The sequence below is a fragment of the Streptomyces ossamyceticus genome (assembly GCF_001418475.1).
Taxonomy (GTDB): domain Bacteria; phylum Actinomycetota; class Actinomycetes; order Streptomycetales; family Streptomycetaceae; genus Streptomyces; species Streptomyces ossamyceticus.
This window is the reverse complement of the sequence record NZ_LIQX01000188.1, coordinates 1-18,147: the sequence shown is the minus strand read 5'-3', so window position 1 is coordinate 18,147 and position 18,147 is coordinate 1. Positions and strand designations below refer to the sequence as shown.

The following is an 18,147-nucleotide window of genomic DNA, read 5'->3' as shown; positions in this document are numbered from 1 at the left end:
GCCAAGGGCGGCAAGGGCGGCAAGGGCGGCAAGGGCGGCGCCAAGAAGAAGACCGGCATACGCCGTTTCTTCACCTGGAAGAAGATCCTCGGCACGTTCTTCGGTCTGTGCCTGCTCCTCATGGGCGCGTTCGTCGTGCTGTACCTGATGATCGACATTCCCAAGGGCAACCCGGACGCGACCAAGGAAAGCAACGTCTACCAGTTCGAGAACGGCGACCTCCTCGCGCGTACCGGCAAGGGCACGACCGCTCGCGAGATCGTCGGACTCGACCAGGTTCCCCCGGCCGTTCAGAAGACCTTCGTCGCCGCCGAGAACAAGAGCTTCTACGACGACCCCGGCGTCGACTTCAAGGGCATGACCCGCGGTGTGATCAACACCCTCTCCGGCAAGGGCAAGCAGGGCGGCTCGACGATCACCCAGCAGTACGTCAAGAACTTCTACCTGAAGCCCGACCAGACGGTGAGCCGCAAGCTCCAGGAACTGGTCATCTCCTTGAAGCTGGAGCGCGAGAAGACCAAGGACTACATCCTCGCGGGCTACATCAACACCAGCTACTACGGCCGCGGCGCCTCCGGCATCCAGGCGGCGGCCCAGGCGTACTACCGCAAGGACGCCAAGGAACTCACCGTCGCCCAGGGCGCGTACCTCGCCGCACTCCTCCAGGCCCCCAGCCAGTACGACCTGGCCGTCGCGACCCCGACCGGCAAGAAGCTGGTCATGGCGCGCTGGAACTACGTCCTCGACAACATGGTCGAGATGAAGTGGCTGGACGCCGACGAGCGCAAGGGCCTGAAGTTCCCGAAGCTGAAGCCGCCACAGGCCACGCCCGACATGGCAGGTCAGACCGGCTACCTGGTCGAGGCCGCCAACAGCGAGCTGGCCCGTCAGCTCGTCGCCAGCGGCAGGGTGGACAACCGTGAGCAGGCCACGGCGCTCATCGACAAGGGCGGCTGGACCATCAAGCTCAACATCGACCGGAAGAAGCAGGCCGCGCTGGAGAAGGCCGTCAAGCAGCGCCTCACCAGCAAGCTCGACCCCAAGAAGCGCAAGGTCGACGCACACATCCAGGCCGGTGCCGTCTCGGTCGACCCGAAGTCCGGCAAGGTCCTCGCCATGTACGGCGGCATCGACTACGTGAAGCACTACCAGAACAACGCCACGCGCCGGGACTACCAGCCCGCCTCCACCTTCAAGCCGGTGATCCTCGCCGCCGCCGTGGACGGAGCCGCCGAGACCCAGGACGGCGACCCGATCGCCGCGAACACCCTCTACGACGGTGACAGCAGGCACCAGGTCCTCGACAACGGCACCAAGGTCGGCTTCGCCCCGCCCAACGAGGACGACGTCAACTACGGCGACGTCACCGTGCAGACCGCCATGAACAAGTCCATCAACTCCGTCTTCGCCCAGATGGGCGTCGACGTCGGGATGGAGAAGGTCATGGAGGTCGCCGGGAAGCTCGGTATGGACACCGAGGACATGCAGGCGGTGCCCGCCCAGACCCTCGGCTCCATGGGCGCGAGCCCGCTGGAGATGGCCGGCATCTACGCCACCCTCGACAACCACGGCAAGAAGGTCACCCCGACCATCCTCGCCTCGGCCACGCACCGGGACGGCCCGCTCCAGATGGCCGACCCGATCGGTGAGCAGGTCATCACCCGCGAGGCGGCCGACACGGTCACCTCGGTCCTCACGGGCGTGGTCGACGACGGTACGGCCAAGATCTCCGTCCGGGACAACCCCGCCCGCGGCGGTCAGCAGGTCGCCGGCAAGACGGGTACCTCCGACGAGAACCGCTCCGCCTGGTTCACCGGCTACACCCCGAAGCTGGTGACCTCGGTCGGCCTCTTCGGCGAGGACATGAGCAAGAACGGCAAGCACGTCCCGATGTACGGGGCGGCCGGCGTCGAACGCGTCAACGGTGGTGGCTTCCCCGCCCAGATCTGGGCCACGTACACCTTCGGCGTGATGGGCCAGAAGACCAAGTTCGACCTGGAGACCACCCAGGGTGCCGCGGTCGAACCGACGGAGTCCCCGAGCCCGAGCCCGACCCCGTCGAAGTCCCCGGAGGCAAGCCCGTCGGAGTCCCCGGAGGCAAGCCCGTCGAAGTCCCCGGAGGCGAGCCCGTCGAAGTCCCCGGAGACGACGCCTGAGGAGACTCCCGAGACCACGCCGGAGGAGACCCCCAGCGACGGCGACATCGACCTGCCACCGGACCCGAACGACCCACAGGCAGGCGGCTAGCCACAAGCGACACAAAGAGGGGGCGCCCGGTGAAAACCGGGCGCCCCCTCTTTCGTCAGGGGCGCGGGGAACTGCGCGATCAACCACACGAAACCCGCAGCCCGCAGACCACGGCCGCCCCCGAGCCGGACCCGGGTCACGACCGGCCCAACCCAGCGGAGCGCTCAGGCCTGGTTCAGCTCGAACCAGACCACCTTCCCCGCACTCAACCGCGTCGCTCCCCACCGCTTCGCCAACCGGTTGACGAGGTAGAGCCCGCGCCCGCCCTCGTCGGTCGCCCGGGCCTGCCGCAGCCGCGGCAGCTGAGGCACGTCGTCGGTCACCTCGCACCGCAGCACATCGGTCCGCAGCAACCGCAGCGTCACCGGCCGCGTCGCGTACCGCACCGCGTTCGTCACGACCTCACTGATCAGCAACTCGACCGAGTCGGTCAGTTCCTCCAGCCCCCAGCGGGACAGGGCATGACGAGCGAGTCGGCGGGCCCGCCCCGGAGCCATCTCCTCCGGTTCCAGGAACCAGTAGGCGACGTCACTGGGAGCGATCCCATCGAACCGTGCGGCGAGCAGCGCGATGTCGTCGTCCCGGTCACCCGGACCGAGCATGTCGAGCACCTCGTCGCACAACGCCTCCAGCGGTGGCGGATGGTCCGGCCCGGTCAACTGCGCGGTCGCGGCGAGCTTCTCGCGGAGCTGCTCTATCCCCGTCCACACGTCCCGGAGCCGGGACTCCACCAGCCCGTCGGTGTACAGCAGCAGCGTGCCCCCGGCCGGCGCGTCCAGCTCCACCGCCTCGAAGTCCACCCCGCCCACACCGATCGGCGCGCCCGGCGGCACCCGCAGCACCTCCGCACGCCCGCCCAGATGCAGCAGGACCGGCGGCGGATGCCCGGCGTTGGCGATGGTGATGCGGTGCGAGACCGGGTCGTAGACCGCGTACAGACAGGTCGCCATCCGGTCCGTGCCCAGCCGCTGTGCCTGCTCGTCGAGGTGGTGCAGCACCTCCTGCGGAGGAAGGTCGAGACCCGCCAGCGTCTGCGCGGTCGTCCGCAGCTGGCCCATGATCGCGGCGGATGTCATCGAGTGGCCCATGACATCGCCCACGACCAGCGCGACCCGGCTCCCCGGCAGGGGGATCGCGTCGTACCAGTCACCGCCGACCCGGGCCGTCTCCGCGGCCGGCAGATACCGGTGCGCGAGCCGGACGCCGGTGCACTTCGGCAACGCCTCCGGGAGCATCGTGCGCTGCAACTCGTCGGCGATGTACGCCTCACGCCCGTACAGCACGGCCTTGTCGATGCCGAGCGCGCTGTGGGTGGCGAGCTGCGCGGCGACCAGCAGGTCGTCCTGCTCGAACGCCATCCGCTCCGGGCGGCGCAGGAACACGGCCGCGCCGATCACCCGGCGCCGCCCGCGCAGCGGAGCGAGGATCGCCCGCTGCCCCGTCGGCACCGTCAGCTGCGCGTCCGGGCCGAGCAGTTCCGGCAGCGCGTCGTGCGCGGCGGGGGCGTCCGCGAAAACGGGCCGCACCCCGCGCAGCACCTCGGCGAGGGCCCCGCCGGGCCGCACCTCGCACTGCTCGGCGGTGACGACCGCCAGATCGACGGGCTCGGGCTGGAGCGCGGGCATGAAGCCGCCCTCGGTGTCCCGCTCCTCGGGGATCCGGTCGGTGCGGCGCAGCCGCAGCAGCATGGGCCCGGTGGGCCGCTCGTCACCGACCGGCAGCGGCTCGCGCAGATAGACGAGTATCGCGTCGGAGAACGTCGGCACGGTCGCCCGGCACAGACCCATGACGATCTCGTCCAGGTCGATGCCGCGGGCGATCCGCCGGGTCGCGGCGCCGACGAACCGCAGCCGGTCGCCGTCGCGCCGCATCGGCATGGGGGCGCCCGGTGGGACACCCTGCCCGCTGCGCCGCTCCAGGCCGCCGACCGTGCCCGCGGACCGCTCCGCCTCGCCGCCGGGCTGTGCCGGAATGGTCTCCGGTGCCGGGCGCGGGCGGTGCGGGTCGGGCTCGGTGGCCGCGGGCTGGGAATGCTCGGAGAGCGCCGGCTGGGTGTGCTCCGAGGGCGCGTCGCCGTTCTTCGGGCACGGGGTCGCCGTGCCCGGCTCGGCGGCCGCGTCGCCCGTACGGGCCTGCGCGTCACTCATGCGCGCCTGTGCGGGTAAGGCCCCGGCGGGCGCCGCGCGCAGCGGCTCCTGGGTACGCAGAACCGCCCCGCGGGCATCCGCGGGGCCGGCGCCGCTCTGAGGGCGCTCGTGGGAGGTGGGGTGCTCCGTCACGCGTGTCGAATCCATCCGTCCGGGACTGCGCGAGCTACGCGCAGTTCGTCCCGCAGCAAACCCGATACTTCGTCCCGCAGAAAGGCCGATACCCGGATTATGTGCCCCCGGAACGGATTTCCCGCGTGGTCAGAGGCAGTTCCTGTGCCACACACGGTACCGGCGGACCCGCCGAACGACAGTACTGACCGTCCGTCTGGCCTTCTCCGGTTTCTACCGGTGTGGCCCTCGTACCCCTTGATCACGTCCTGCCGCCCCTCGGTGACGTATGGTCAAGCACTGCGCGAACTGCGGGACTTACCCCTGTGAATCCTCGCGGAGGACGATCCTACGGTTGTGGACCGGGGGCGCATCAAGGGTCTCATGAGGACAAGTGCGCGGGCGTACGGTCCCAGTCGTCAGGGAGAGACGGTACTCCCCATGCGGGATTCGGGCGCCAGTGCTGCCATCCGTCCGAGAACGGCGGGCCCCACGCGCGGATCGTCTCCACCGCCGAACGCCCCGCCTCCCGCACCCTTTCCGCCGCGTGACCGTCCATCAGCCCGTCCTGCTGGGCCTGCGCGAACTCGTCCTCGTCGCGCCAGTCCCAGGACCGGTCCGGATACACGCAGATGTCCAGGAAGTGATCCACGGAGTCCACACCACCGTCCCAACGGGCCAGTGGCGTCTCCAGGTTGACGTACCAGTTCTTGAAAAGCCAACCCGGATCCCAGAACAGCCACACCGACCACGGCTCGCCCGGCCGGGCCAGCTTCAGCACACCCGTGCCGAACCAGCGGTCGCGCTGGACCTCGCGCGGCTTCTTATAGCGGGTGTCGAGGGGCTCCGCGTGCAGCGGGGTCCCGTCCGCGAGGACCGGCTTGACGCACTCGGTGCCGGGTGCCATCCACACGGCCAGCAGTTCCTCGTCGTCACGGACCACGGTGACGGGGCGTGCGATGTGGAAGCGCTCGCCCGCGTTCTCCCGGTAGCGCCACAGGATGTGACGTCCCGGCTCCCAGAACGCCGTCGGGCCGCCCGCTTCCACTCGTCTCACCGCTCCACCATCCACCATGCACAGATATTAGGTGTCATGCGCATATGACGCTGCGGTGCCGGTGATGGTTCACGCCTGGGCGGGAATCGGTTACCGTTCCTGTGGACTGACCATGAGTGAGCCTGCTCAGCCGCGCGCCCCGAACGGTCTTGGGCGCACTGGTCCCCGGCATTCTCATCCCCGGGGCGGCGACACGCATCCTGTGCGTGGTCCGGGCCCGGGAGGCCGGCTTCCTGCGCGACCTGGTCATACAGGTACGGCCAGAGACGGCGGGGAGGCCCTGAACCATCCTCCGGTGGAGCAGGGGCCCCGCACGCTGACGGCGTACCCGGTGTCCCAGGTCGCACGACCACGTTAGCCCGATCAGCCCAGCACGCCGCAAGCCCACAAGCGCACGATCGCACGATCGAGCTAATTCGGCCTCGTGCGCACTCCGTGGCAAGCAGCTACCACCCCTGTGTCATCGGGGACGGACGCCGTGCGCCGTCCGATCACGGCCGCGTCATCCTGAGGACATCCAGCGCCTCGTCGAGCTGTTCCACCGTCAGGTCGCCGCGGTCGACGTAACCGCCCTCCAGGACGACCTCGCGAATGGTCTTCCGCTCGGCCAGCGACCTCTTGGCGACCTTCGCCGCCTCCTCGTAGCCGATGTACCTGTTGAGCGGGGTGACCACCGACGGCGAGGACTCGGCGTACTCGCGGGCCCGCTCCCGGTGGGCGACGATCCCGTCCACCGTCCGGTCGGCCAGCAGCCGGGAGACGTTCGCCAGGAGCCGGATCGACTCCAGGACGTTCTTCGCGATGACCGGCAGCATGACGTTCAGTTCGAAGTTGCCGGAGGCGCCGGCGACGGCGACCGTCGTGTCGTTGCCCGTGACCTGGGCGGCGACCATGAGGACGGCCTCCGGGACCACCGGGTTGACCTTGCCCGGCATGATCGAGGAGCCCGGCTGGAGGTCCGGCAGGGAGATCTCCGCGAGCCCCGTGCGCGGCCCGGACGCCATCCACCGCAGATCGTTGGCGATCTTGGTGAGGGACACGGCGATCGTACGGAGCTGCCCGGACGTCTCGACGACGCCGTCCCGCGCGCCCTGCGCCTCGAAGTGGTCCCGCGCCTCGGTCAGCGGCAGCCCGGTGGCCCGCGCGACCTCGGCGATCACGGCGGCGGAGAACCCGGGCGGGGTGTTGATGCCGGTGCCCACCGCCGTACCGCCCAGGGGCAGTTCGGCGAGCCGGGGCAGCGACGCCCGCAGCCGCTCCACGCCGTACCGCACCTGGGCCGCGTATCCGCCGAACTCCTGGCCGAGTGTGACCGGGGTGGCGTCCATCAGGTGCGTACGGCCGGACTTCACGACGTCCGCGAACTCCTCCGCCTTGCGGGAGAGGGCCGCCGCGAGGTGGTCGAGCGCCGGGATCAGATCGTGGGTGACGGCGGCGGTGGCGGCGATGTGGAGGGAGGAGGGGAACACGTCGTTGGACGACTGCGAGGCGTTGACATGGTCGTTGGGGTGGACGGGCCGGCCGAGCCGCTCCGTCGCCAGGGTGGCGACGACCTCGTTGGTGTTCATGTTCGACGACGTACCGGAGCCGGTCTGGAACACGTCCACCGGGAAGTGCTCGTCCCAGCGGCCCTCCGCGACCTCCGCCGCCGCTTCCTGGACGGCCTCGGCGATGTCCTTGTCGAGGACCCCCAGCTCGGCGTTGACCTTCGCCGCGGCGCCCTTGATCCTCGCCAGGGCCTCGATGTGGGCGCGCTCCAGGCGCTGCCCCGAAACCGGGAAGTTCTCCACCGCCCGCTGGGTCTGCGCACGCCACTTGGCGTCCGCGGGGACCCGGACCTCGCCCATGGAGTCGTGTTCGACGCGGAAGTCACTCATGACCGGTACAGCGTCCGGGCCCGTCCCGATGTTCCCGGTTTCCCTCGGACGAGTGAGGGCGGAATTCGGCGGGCCCTTGTCGGCGGTGTGCAGTAGCGTCGCCCCGTTGACCCAACGGTCGAACGAACTTCGACGAAAGAACGTGCATTGAGAAGCGCTGTCATACGCCGGTCCTGCGCGGCCGGTGTCGCCGTCCTGTCGCTGACCCTGCTGGCCGGCTGCTCGGACTCCGGCGAGGACGGGAAGGAGGCGGGCAAGGGCGGCTCCGGCTCCGCCGGGAAGAAGACGCCCGCACTGTCCGCCGCGGACCTGGAGAAGGTCGTGCTGAAGGACGGCGACGTCAAGGGGCACAAGGTCACCGCCCCCACCGTCACCGTCGAGCAGAAGGACATCACCACCGAGGACAAGGCGTGCGCCCCCCTGGCGTACGCGACGATCGGCTCGGTCGTCGACCGGCCCGGCGCCACCGTGCAGCGTGAGACGGCGAGCGTGCCGAACCCCACGGACCCCAAGAGCCTCGACGTCACCCGCACCCTGATCCGGCTGTCCTCCTACGAGGGCGACGGAGCCAAGACCGCGCTGGCCTCCCTGACCAAGTCCGTGGACGCCTGTGCCAAGGGCTTCAAGGTGACCGCCGACGGAACGGACCAGCAGGTCACCAAGGTCGCGAAGACCGAGGCTCCCGGTGGCGCCGACGAGGCGGTGGCCCTCGACATCGTGTCCGAGGCCGAGGACGCCAAGGTCCCGATGAAGGTCGTCGTGGTCCGCAAGGGCGCCACGGTGGCGTACTTCACCGCGCTGAACATCGGATCCCTCGCCACGGGCAAGGACTTCGACTTCCCGACCGAGATCGCCGACGCGCAGATCGCCAAGCTGGCCTGACGGCCCACCGGGCGAGCCGGCCTGCCTGACGGTCCGCCGGGCGGCCACCGCTCGTACGGAACCCTGCGCCCCCGGAGGCTTCGGCCTCCGGGGGCGCAGGGTCGTCCGGCCTAGACCAGGCCCGGGCCGCGGACCGGGATGGTGGTGAACGTCGGTGCGGGCGCCGGGTCCTTGAAGAAGTCGTTGCCCTTGTCGTCGACGACGATGAACGCCGGGAAGTCCTCGACCTCGATCTTCCAGACGGCCTCCATGCCGAGCTCCTCGTACTCGACGACCTCGACCTTCTTGATGCAGTCCTGCGCGAGGCGGGCCGCCGGGCCGCCGATGGAGCCCAGGTAGAAGCCGCCGTGGCTGCCGCAGGCGTCGGTGACCTGCTGGGAGCGGTTGCCCTTCGCCAGCATCACCTTGGAGCCGCCCGCCGCCTGGAACTGCTCCACGTAGGAGTCCATGCGGCCGGCCGTCGTCGGGCCGAAGGAACCGGAGGCGTACCCCTCGGGGGTCTTCGCCGGGCCGGCGTAGTACACCGGGTGGTCCTTCAGGTACTGCGGCATCTCCTCGCCCGCGTCCAGCCGCTCCTTGATCTTGGCGTGCGCGATGTCGCGGGCCACGACCAGCGGACCGGAGAGCGACAGCCGGGTCTTGACCGGGTACTTGGTCAGCTCGGCGAGGATGTCGTCCATCGGCTGGTTGAGGTCGATCCGCACGACGTCGCCGGCCTCGTCGAGGTGCTCGTCCGTGGTGTCCGGCAGGAACCGCGCCGGGTCCGTCTCCAACTGCTCCAGGAAGACGCCCTCGGCGGTGATCTTCGCGACGGCCTGGCGGTCGGCGGAGCAGGACACGGCGATCGCGACCGGGCAGGACGCGCCGTGCCGGGGGAGCCGCACCACACGCACGTCGTGGCAGAAGTACTTGCCGCCGAACTGCGCGCCGATACCGATCTTCTGCGTCAGCTCGAAGACCTTCTCCTCCAGCTCCTTGTCGCGGAAGCCGTGCCCGAGCGGCGAACCCTCGGCGGGGATCTCGTCCAGGTAGTGCGCGGAGGCGTACTTGGCGGTCTTGAGCGCGTACTCGGCGGACGTGCCACCCACGACGATCGCGAGGTGGTACGGCGGGCAGGCGGCCGTGCCCAGCGAACGGATCTTCTCCTCCAGGAACTTCATCATGGAGGCCTCGTTCAGGACGGCCTTCGTCTCCTGGTACAGGAACGACTTGTTGGCGGAGCCGCCGCCCTTCGCCATGAACAGGAACTTGTACGCGCCGCCGTCGGTGGCGTACAGCTCGATCTGCGCCGGGAGGTTGGAGCCGGTGTTCTTCTCCTCCCACATGGTGAGCGGAGCCATCTGCGAGTAGCGCAGGTTCAGCTTGGTGTACGCGTCGTAGATGCCCTTGGAGAGCGCCTTCTCGTCGCCGCCCTCGGTGAGGACGTTCTGGCCGCGCTTGCCCATGACGATCGCCGTGCCGGTGTCCTGGCACATCGGCAGGACGCCCGCCGCCGCGATGTTCGCGTTCTTCAGCAGGTCCAGGGCGACGAACTTGTCGTTGCCGGAGGCCTCGGGGTCGTCGATGATCCGGCGCAGCTGCGCCAGGTGGGCCGGGCGCAGATAGTGCTGGATGTCGTGGATGGCCTCGGCCGCCAGCTTGCGCAGCGCCTCCGGCTCCACCTTGAGGAAGGTGCGTCCGTCGGCCTCGAAGGTGGAGACACCCTCGGAGGTCACCAGCCGGTACGGAGTGGTGTCCTCTCCCATGGGGAGCAGATCGGTGTACTCGAACTCAGGCATCGGTGCCCATTCCTCATCTAGACAGGCTGATTCAGGCGCGGCTCGCCTCCGGGGCGCCGAAGCCTGTGGTTCACACCGGCGGCCGGCCTCCGTCGGCGGCGTCCACCAGCGTAGAACCTGCGGTCGGCGGCGGGGTTGTGAGGTAAGGCTCAGTTCCACACCTGCGGGGTCTATCGCGATCTATCGTGTGTGGGTACGCTGCTGCCGTGGACCTTCAGAAGCAGACCGGGGCGCGCGTCGCCGCCGCAGAGTTGCGCGCCTCGGACGCCGACCGTGACCGCATCACCGACATCCTTCGGGACGCCCTCGCCGAGGGGCGCCTCACCGCCGAGGAGCACGCCGAGCGGGTCGAGGGCGTGCTGGCCGCCAAGACGGTCGGCGAACTGGACGTGTTCATCCGGGACCTGCCCGCCGCGCACAAGCCGTCGGCGTACGCGCCGCCGTCCTCCGTGCCGCACCGCCCCACTCCCGGCGCCATCCCGATCGACGCGGACGAGCGTCTGCTCGCGGTCTTCAGCTCCTCGGTCCGCAAGGGCCGCTGGCGCGCGGGCCGCCGCATCCACGCGTACGCCGTGTTCGGCAGCGTCGAGATAGACCTCAGCGAGGCTCTCTTCGAGCACCGCCAGGTGATGATCAGGGCCGTCTCCCTGTTCGGCAGCGTGGAGATCCGCGTCCCGGAGAACGTCTCGCTGCGCGGCAGCGGCGGCGGTGTCCTCGGCTCCTTCGAGGTGGACAACCTCGATTCCGGTGAACCGGACGCGCCGGTGGTCTATGTGGACGGCTTCGCCGTGCTCGGCAGTGTCGAGGCGAAGCCCCGGCGCGGCAAGATGATCGCCGACCTCCTCGGCCGGGTCACCGATCATGTCGCCCGCAAGGTCGACGGCAGTTTGCGCAAACACCTGGACCGTTGACGTCTGTGAAGTGGATCACTTTCGGGTCGTTCCCGAAGGGGTTCGGTCCACTTGTGACCGCTTGGTGAGAGCCCGGAATTCCGGCGGTTGGGGACTCAGTGCATAGGCCCGCGCACAGCGGGTAGGCCTTGCTGCATCGTCTCTCGCTCGCGAAGCCGTCGTCAGGAGTAGACCGTGCTGCAACCGCCGCATTCGTCCCTGCAGGTCGCTGCCGTTCCGCCCCAGCGGGTGCCAGTGCGAGACAGGGACCAGGAAGCCCCGTGGCATACGGAGGCCGTGTGCCGGCGTGACGAGGCCGGCCTGTTCTTCGCCCCCTCCAAGGAGCCCACCGCGGCCCGGCTCTCCCGCGAGGAGGCCGCCAAGCGCGTCTGCGCCCGCTGTCCCGTCATGGTCGAGTGCCGGGAGCACGCACTCCTGCAACCGGAACCGTACGGCGTCTGGGGCGGCCTGACCGCGGCGGAGCGCCGCGTGGTGCTCGCCCGGCGGCGCCGCCGCGACCTGGAGTTGAAGAAGGCGGCGCGGGCAGCGGGGACGATAGCGGCGGCCGGCTAGCCGCACCGCAGACGCGAAAGCGGCCGGCTAGCCGCACCACACGTGCGAAAGGCGCCCTCTTCCGCACAAGAGGGCGCCTTCGTGATGCCGCTCGCCTGAAGGTCTCCGGGTCGCGGGGAACCGCGCGACAAGCCACGACGAATCGCGCGGCCCACAGCGAAACCGCGGTCCCCCTGGCCCACAGCTCGACCGGCGGAGCTACTTCGCCTTTTCGAAATCGATCGAGCTGTAGGCCCGCAGCTTGCTCAGCCGGTGCACCGAGTCGATCCGCCGCACCGTCCCCGACTTCGACCGCATCACGATCGAGTCGGTCGTCGCGGTCTCCGACCGGTACCGCACACCCCGCAGCAGCTCGCCGTCGGTGATCCCCGTGGCGACGAAGAACACGTTCTCCCCGGAGACCAGGTCGTCCGTGGTCAGCACCCGGTCGAGGTCGTGCCCCGCGTCGATCGCGCGCTGGCGCTCCTCGTCGTCCTTCGGCCACAACTTGCCCTGGATCGTGCCGCCGAGGCACTTCACCGCGCAGGCCGAGATGATGCCCTCGGGCGTACCGCCGATGCCGAGCAGCATGTCGACCCCGGTGCCCTCCCGCAGCGCCAGGATCGAGCCCGCGACATCACCGTCCGAGATCAGCTTGATGCGCGCCCCGGTCTCCCGGATCTCGTTGATGATGCCCTCGTGCCGCGGCCGGTCGAGGATGACGACGGTGACGTCCTCGGGCGTGGACCGCTTCGCCTTGGCCACCCGGCGGATGTTCACCGAGATCGGCGCGTCGATGTCGACGAAGTCGGCGGCCTCGGGGCCGGTGACGAGCTTGTCCATGTAGAAGACGGCCGACGGGTCGAACATCGTGCCCCGGTCGGCCGCCGCGAGCACGGCGATCGCGTTGGTCATGCCCTTGGCCGTCAGCGTGGTGCCGTCGATCGGGTCCACGGCGATGTCGCACTCCGGGCCGGTCCCGTCACCGACGCGCTCCCCGTTGAAGAGCATCGGGGCCTCGTCCTTCTCGCCCTCCCCGATGACGACGACGCCGTTCATCGAGACGGTGGAGACGAGGGTCCGCATGGCGCGCACGGCGGCGCCGTCGGCGCCGTTCTTGTCCCCGCGGCCGACCCAGCGGCCCGCGGCCATCGCGGCTGCCTCGGTCACCCGTACGAGTTCCAGGGCGAGGTTGCGGTCGGGGGCCTCGGAGGGGACTTCGAGTTCGGACGGAAGATGATGATTCTCGGTCATCGGAGCGCACCTTTCTGATACGACGACGGCCGGATGAGGGTTCGGCCCGACTCTATCGTCAGGCTGACAAATTGAGCAGGGGACCCCACGGATGAGCAGACCGGTGCACCTGCGACGATGAGGGCGTGGCAGGTACGAAAGGCAAGCAGACCGTTCGCGACATGGTCCTCTCCCTGGGGCTCATCGTGCTCGCGGCCTTGGTCATCTATCTCTTCATCCCGCACGACGAGACCGAGCAGGAGCTCAAGCGCGTCGACTACCGCGTCGAGCTGCTCACGGCACGCCGCGCCGCCTCCTACCCGGTGGCCGCTCCCGTCGGCCTGCCCGACAGCTGGAAGGCGACCTCCGTCCGCTTCAGCGGCGCCGACTCCGACCACTGGCACCTCGGGTTCCACGCCCCCGACGGCCAGTACGTCGCCGTCGAGCAGTCCGCGGGGAAGCCGTCCCGGTTCATCCCGGACGCCACCCAGGACGCGAAGAAGACCGGCACCACGCAGGAGATCGGCGGCGAGACCTGGACCCGCTACGAGGGCGACCGCTACGACGCCCTCGTCCTGCGGGGCGAGGACGCGACCACCGTGGTCGCGGGCAGCGCGTCGTTCGAGGAGCTGACGAAGATGGCGAAGGCACTGAGCACGGAGTGACGTGCTTCCGGAGAGCGCGGAGTGACGTGCCCTCGGACGGTGCGGAGTAACGCGCCCCCGGACAGGGACGCGGAAAGGGCCCCCGGCAGTCGGGCGAATTCCGGGGGCCCTTTCCGTGTGGTGCCGAGTGTCAGACGGTCGTGATGACGTCGTCGTAGGCGAGGCGCGGGGAGCGCGGGTAGGAGGCGCCCTCGCCCGGCTTGCCGATGTTGACGACCATCAGCGGGGTGTGGTCGTCGTCCAGGAACTCCTTCTGGACGCCGGCGGCGTCGAAGCCGGTCATCGGGCCGGCGGCGAGCCCCGCGGCACGGACGCCGATGATGAAGTACGCGGCCTGGAGGGCGGCGTTCAGTCCGGCGGCGGCCTCACGGGCCGGACGCTCGGCGAAGAAGAGGTCCTTGGCCTGCGGGAACGCCGGGAACAGGGTCGGCAGCTCCTCGTGGAACTCGTTGTCCGCGGCGAGGATCGCGACCAGCGGGGCGGTGGCGGTCTTGGCCTGGTTGCCCTCGGCCATGTGCGTCACCAGACGCTCGCGGGCCTCGGCGGAGCGAACCAGGACGATACGCAGCGGGGTCTGGTTGAAGGCGGTGGGGCCGTACTTGACCAGGTCGTAGATCGCCTGCACCTGCTCCTCGGCGACCGGCTCGTCGGTGAACGCGTTCGCGGTGTGCGCTTCGCGGAACAGCAGGTCCTGGGCGGTGGGGTCGAGAACGAGAGACATGGAACAACCTTCGTAAAGACGTGCGCTGACGACATCGAAGGTACGCAATGGAAGTTCAAGGTTCAACCAAAAGTGCCCTGGGGTGATCCGCTTCACAGGAACCCGGGATCTTCGCCGTATCGGGACGGGGGTGCCGGTGCCCCACTCGGAGGGGCGAGCCGGCGCCGTACCGGAAGGGGGCTGGCGCCGTACCGGAAGGGGGCTGGTGCCGTACCGGAAAGGGGCCGGTGTCGGATCCGGAAGGGGGCCGGTGTCGGACCCGGAAAGGGGAGCCGGTGTCGGACCAGTGAGGGCGGGGCGGGTCAGCCCCGGCCGTCGCCGGAGGCGTCCGTCTCCTCGTCCTCCGCCAGAGCCGCGTCCAGCCGGGCCCGGGCGCCGTCCAGCCAGCGGCGGCACACCTTGGCCAGCTCCTCGCCGCGCTCCCACAGCGCGAGGGACTCCTCCAGCGTCGTACCGCCCGCCTCCAGCCGCCGGACGACCTCGATCAGCTCGTCACGCGCCTGCTCGTAGCCGAGGGCCCGGTCGGCCTCGGACGCTTCGGCCGCCCCGCCCGTCACGGTCGTCTCCTCGGCCTCGCTCACGTTGCTGGTCATGCGGCCCACCTTATGCGTCCCCTCCGACAGTGCCCTCGACCCGGACGGTGAACTCGCCCTCCGCGACCCGCGCCCGCAACGGCTCCTCGGCCGTGACCTCCCCGGGCGCGCGCACCACGTGCCCGTCCGCCTTCTGCAGCACCGCGTATCCCCGCTTCAGGGTCGCGGCGGGGGAGAGGGCCACCACGCGCGCGTGCGTGTGCGTCAGCTCCGAGACCGCCCGGTCCAGATGGTGACCGAGGCAGCGGCGCCCCCGGTCGAGCAGGGAGGCCACCTGGTCGGCGCGCTCGTCGATCATGCGGTGCGGATCCTCTATCGAGGGGCGCGCCAGGGCGTGCGCGAGCCCCCGCTCCTCCCGCTCCACGAGCGCCTCCACGCAGCGCCGCGCCCGGTCCCGCAGCCACCGCACCCGCTCGTACTCCTCGCCGACGTCCGGGACGACCTTCTTGGCCGCGTCGGTCGGCGTTGACGCCCGCAGGTCCGCGACGTAGTCCAGCAGCGGGGTGTCCGGCTCGTGCCCGATCGCCGACACCACCGGCGTACGGCAGGACGCGACGGCCCGGACGAGCTGCTCGTCGGAGAACGGCAGCAGGTCCTCCACGCTGCCGCCGCCGCGGGCCACGACGATGACGTCCACGCTCTCCATCGCGTCCAGCTCCTTCACCGCCTGCACCACCTGCGGCACGGCGTGCACGCCCTGCACGGCGACGTTGCGCACCTCGAAGCGGACGGCGGGCCAGCGGTGCCGGGCGTTCTCCAGCACGTCCCGCTCGGCCGCGGAGGCCCGGCCGCACACCAGCCCGATCAGCTGCGGCAGGAACGGCAGCGCCTTCTTCCGCTCCGGCGCGAACAACCCCTCAGCCGCCAGCGACTTCTTCAACTGCTCCAGCCGGGCGAGCAGTTCACCCACGCCGACCGGCTTTATCTCGGTGGCCCGCAGGGACAGCTGACCGCGCGGCGCGTACCACTCGGGCTTCGCGTGCACGACGACCCGGGCGCCCTCGCTGACGACGTCCGCGATCGCGTCGAACACCTGTCGGTAGCAGGTGACGCTGACGGAGATGTCGTGCGACGGGTCCCGCAGCGTGAGGAAGACGACGCCGGCGCCGGGGCGCCGCGACAGCTGCGTGATCTGCCCCTCGACCCACACCGTGCCGAGCCGGTCGATCCAGCCGCCGATGAGCCGGGAGACCTCACCGACGGGCAAGGGGGCGTCGGCGGATGTGTTGAGAGCCATGTAGGGGAGCGTATCGGGGGGCGCCGACAGCGCCTTATGGCTCGAGGGTGCGCGGTTTGTTTCGGCGGGTGCGGGTGGCTTGTGGTTTCTCGCGCAGTTCCCCGCGCCGCTGAAGGCATGGGCCTGTGGCCCGGCCTCCAGCGGGATGGTGGCCGTTGAAAGGCACGGGGCGCAGCCCCCGTCGCTTCTCCAGGGGCGCGGGGCGGTGACATATGCGGCTCCGCCGCGTGGGCGCGAGAAACCACACGCCACCCGCACCCGCCGAACGAACAGCGCACCCCCGAGCTGCTGGGCGCCCGGCCTACGCCCAGAGCTGCCCCTGCAACGTCTCGATGGCCTCCTCCGTCGTCGCCGCCGTGTAGACGCCCGTCGACAGGTACTTCCACCCACCGTCTGCCACCACGAACACGATGTCGGCGGTCTCGCCCGCCTTCACCGCCTTCCGGCCGACCCCGATCGCCGCGTGCAGCGCCGCTCCCGTGGAAACGCCGGCGAAGATGCCCTCCTGCTGGAGCAGCTCGCGCGTGCGGGTCACCGCGTCGGCGGAGCCGACGGAGAACCGGGTGGTGAGGACGGACGCGTCGTACAGCTCCGGTACGAACCCCTCGTCGAGGTTGCGCAGGCCGTAGACGAGGTCGTCGTAGCGCGGCTCGGCGGCGACGATCTTGACGTCCGGCTTGTGCTCACGCAGGTAGCGGCCCACGCCCATCAGCGTGCCCGTGGTGCCGAGGCCCGCGACGAAGTGGGTGATGGAGGGGAGGTCGGCGAGAATCTCCGGACCCGTCGTGGCGTAGTGCGCGCCCGCGTTGTCGGGGTTGCCGTACTGGTAGAGCATCACCCAGTCGGGGTGCTCGGCGGAGAGCTCCTTGGCGACGCGTACGGCCGTGTTGGAGCCGCCCGCCGCCGGGGAGGAGATGATCTCCGCGCCCCACATGGCGAGCAGGTCACGCCGCTCCTGGGAGGTGTTCTCGGGCATGACGCAGACGATGCGGTAGCCCTTGAGCTTGGCCGCCATGGCCAGGGAGATGCCGGTGTTGCCCGAGGTGGGCTCCAGGATCGTGCAGCCCGGGGTCAGACGGCCGTCCTTCTCCGCCTGTTCGATCATGTGCAGGGCGGGGCGGTCCTTGACCGAGCCGGTGGGGTTGCGGTCCTCCAGCTTGGCCCAGATCCGGACGTCCTCGGACGGCGAGAGCCGCGGCAGGCGCACCAGAGGGGTGTTGCCCACCGCGGCCAGCGGGGAGTCGTAGCGCATGGGTGGTCAGCGGGCCTCAGGCCATGCCGCCGGCCACGGCCGGCAGGATCGTCACGTTGTCACCGTCGGAGAGCTTGGTGTTGATGCCCTCCAGGAAGCGCACGTCCTCGTCATTGAGGTAGACGTTGACGAAGCGGCGCAGCTCGCCGCCGTCCACGATGCGGGCCTGGATGCCCGTGTGGCGGGTCTCGAGGTCGGCGAACAGGTCGGCGAGGGTGGTGCCGGCTCCCTCCACCGCCTTCTGACCGTCGGTGTACTGGCGGAGGATGGTGGGGATGCGGACCTCGATGGCCATGGGGTGCGGCTCCTGTCGGGAGTAGTCAGGTCGAGTGGGCGCGCGGCAGCGCGGAGTGCGGGGTCACACGGGTGAGGGCGCCGCGGCTCACGGCCGTACGGCGGCAGGGGTCGGCGTCAACAGATGGCGCTGGCAAGCCTGCACAGGTCGACGTGCAGCCGCGCCACGAGCAGTGCGCCCGGCGTCTTCTCGCTCACGTCGTCAAGAACCATGGGCTCATCGTATCGATTCCCGGTCCGGGTCCCGGAATGTGATCCCACATGCCGGACGGATTCGGGCCGGTGAATGAGACCGCACAGCTCAGCCGGACCAGCACGGCCCCCCTGACGAGCCCGCTCAGGCTCCCTGCCGAGCCGTCCCGGGCGCCCTGACCGACCCGCACCGGCCCCTGCCGGGCCTGCGCCGGGGCCACGCGGGCGCGACGGAGCGCGACGCGGGCGTGGCGGGCCGATGCGGGCGTGGCGGGACGACGCGGGCACGGCACACGGCGCGACGCGGGCACGGCAGGGGCCGGTGCCGTCGCGGCGGCTGCCCCGCGCCCTCCGAGCGCGTGCGCCTGCTGGACCGGCTCCGCTGAGGCAGGGGGGGGCGGCGGGGCCGGTGCCCGCGC

16 protein-coding genes are annotated in these 18,147 nt (G+C 70.4%); 5 read left to right on the top strand and 11 right to left on the bottom strand.

The window, feature by feature from the left end:
- On the top strand, positions 1–2,247 hold a 2,247-nt coding region (locus AOK15_RS15395), incomplete at its 5' end, for a transglycosylase domain-containing protein (RefSeq protein WP_055517014.1).
- Positions 2,248–2,411: 164 nt separating this feature from the next.
- On the opposite strand, the gene AOK15_RS15390 is transcribed toward AOK15_RS15395, so the two are convergent.
- The 3 genes from AOK15_RS15390 to AOK15_RS15380 form a co-directional block, all read right to left on the bottom strand.
- Positions 2,412–4,541 carry an ATP-binding SpoIIE family protein phosphatase gene (locus tag AOK15_RS15390; protein ID WP_185093576.1) on the bottom strand — a complete coding sequence of 710 codons (2,130 nt, stop codon included), beginning with the start codon at positions 4,539–4,541 and terminating at the stop codon, positions 2,412–2,414.
- A gap of 346 nt (positions 4,542–4,887) precedes the next feature.
- Positions 4,888–5,580, bottom strand: coding sequence for a cytidylyl-2-hydroxypropylphosphonate hydrolase (gene fomD, locus AOK15_RS15385; protein ID WP_185093575.1), 693 nt, complete (start codon positions 5,578–5,580; stop codon positions 4,888–4,890).
- Between the two features lie 473 nt (positions 5,581–6,053).
- A complete protein-coding gene (locus AOK15_RS15380; protein ID WP_055517007.1) occupies positions 6,054–7,439 on the bottom strand; it encodes a class II fumarate hydratase in 1,386 nt (461 codons plus the stop codon).
- A gap of 147 nt (positions 7,440–7,586) precedes the next feature.
- Between AOK15_RS15380 and AOK15_RS15375 the strand changes: the two genes are divergently transcribed.
- On the top strand, positions 7,587–8,321 hold the full coding sequence (locus AOK15_RS15375; protein ID WP_063798988.1) for a sensor domain-containing protein: 735 nt from the start codon (positions 7,587–7,589) through the stop codon (positions 8,319–8,321).
- 110 nt (positions 8,322–8,431) lie between these two features.
- Here AOK15_RS15375 and AOK15_RS15370 read toward each other — a convergent pair whose 3' ends face one another.
- Positions 8,432–10,099, bottom strand: coding sequence for a fumarate hydratase (locus AOK15_RS15370; protein WP_055517005.1), 1,668 nt, complete (start codon positions 10,097–10,099; stop codon positions 8,432–8,434).
- A gap of 206 nt (positions 10,100–10,305) precedes the next feature.
- On the opposite strand from AOK15_RS15370, the gene AOK15_RS15365 reads away from it, so the two are divergent.
- Positions 10,306–11,010: a DUF1707 SHOCT-like domain-containing protein gene (locus AOK15_RS15365; RefSeq protein WP_055517002.1), complete on the top strand. Its 705-nt coding sequence runs from the start codon at positions 10,306–10,308 to the stop codon at positions 11,008–11,010.
- A gap of 174 nt (positions 11,011–11,184) precedes the next feature.
- Positions 11,185–11,562: a WhiB family transcriptional regulator gene (locus AOK15_RS15360; RefSeq protein WP_079049771.1), complete on the top strand. Its 378-nt coding sequence runs from the start codon at positions 11,185–11,187 to the stop codon at positions 11,560–11,562.
- Between the two features lie 198 nt (positions 11,563–11,760).
- Here AOK15_RS15360 and glpX read toward each other — a convergent pair whose 3' ends face one another.
- Positions 11,761–12,795, bottom strand: a complete 1,035-nt coding sequence (gene glpX, locus AOK15_RS15355) for a class II fructose-bisphosphatase (protein ID WP_055516998.1) — start codon at positions 12,793–12,795, stop codon at positions 11,761–11,763.
- A gap of 125 nt (positions 12,796–12,920) precedes the next feature.
- On the opposite strand from glpX, the gene AOK15_RS15350 reads away from it, so the two are divergent.
- Positions 12,921–13,439 carry a DUF4245 domain-containing protein gene (locus AOK15_RS15350; protein WP_079058506.1) on the top strand — a complete coding sequence of 173 codons (519 nt, stop codon included), beginning with the start codon at positions 12,921–12,923 and terminating at the stop codon, positions 13,437–13,439.
- Positions 13,440–13,569: 130 nt separating this feature from the next.
- Here AOK15_RS15350 and AOK15_RS15345 read toward each other — a convergent pair whose 3' ends face one another.
- The 6 genes from AOK15_RS15345 to AOK15_RS48555 form a co-directional block, all read right to left on the bottom strand.
- Positions 13,570–14,160, bottom strand: a complete 591-nt coding sequence (locus AOK15_RS15345) for a malonic semialdehyde reductase (RefSeq protein ID WP_055516993.1) — start codon at positions 14,158–14,160, stop codon at positions 13,570–13,572.
- Between the two features lie 302 nt (positions 14,161–14,462).
- Entirely contained in the window at positions 14,463–14,753 is a 291-nt protein-coding gene (locus AOK15_RS15340; protein WP_055516991.1) for an exodeoxyribonuclease VII small subunit, read from the bottom strand.
- Positions 14,754–14,763: 10 nt separating this feature from the next.
- On the bottom strand, positions 14,764–15,990 hold the full coding sequence (gene xseA, locus AOK15_RS15335; protein ID WP_055516989.1) for an exodeoxyribonuclease VII large subunit: 1,227 nt from the start codon (positions 15,988–15,990) through the stop codon (positions 14,764–14,766).
- A 301-nt stretch (positions 15,991–16,291) separates the two neighbouring features.
- Positions 16,292–17,242, bottom strand: coding sequence for a PLP-dependent cysteine synthase family protein (locus tag AOK15_RS15330; protein ID WP_055516986.1), 951 nt, complete (start codon positions 17,240–17,242; stop codon positions 16,292–16,294).
- Between the two features lie 16 nt (positions 17,243–17,258).
- The gene (locus AOK15_RS15325) at positions 17,259–17,537 is read right to left on the bottom strand and encodes a MoaD/ThiS family protein (protein WP_055516984.1); all 279 of its coding nucleotides are present in this window, start codon (positions 17,535–17,537) and stop codon (positions 17,259–17,261) included.
- Between the two features lie 116 nt (positions 17,538–17,653).
- On the bottom strand, positions 17,654–17,749 hold the full coding sequence (locus AOK15_RS48555; RefSeq protein ID WP_309474684.1) for a putative leader peptide: 96 nt from the start codon (positions 17,747–17,749) through the stop codon (positions 17,654–17,656).
- Positions 17,750–18,147: the final 398 nt, after the last annotated feature.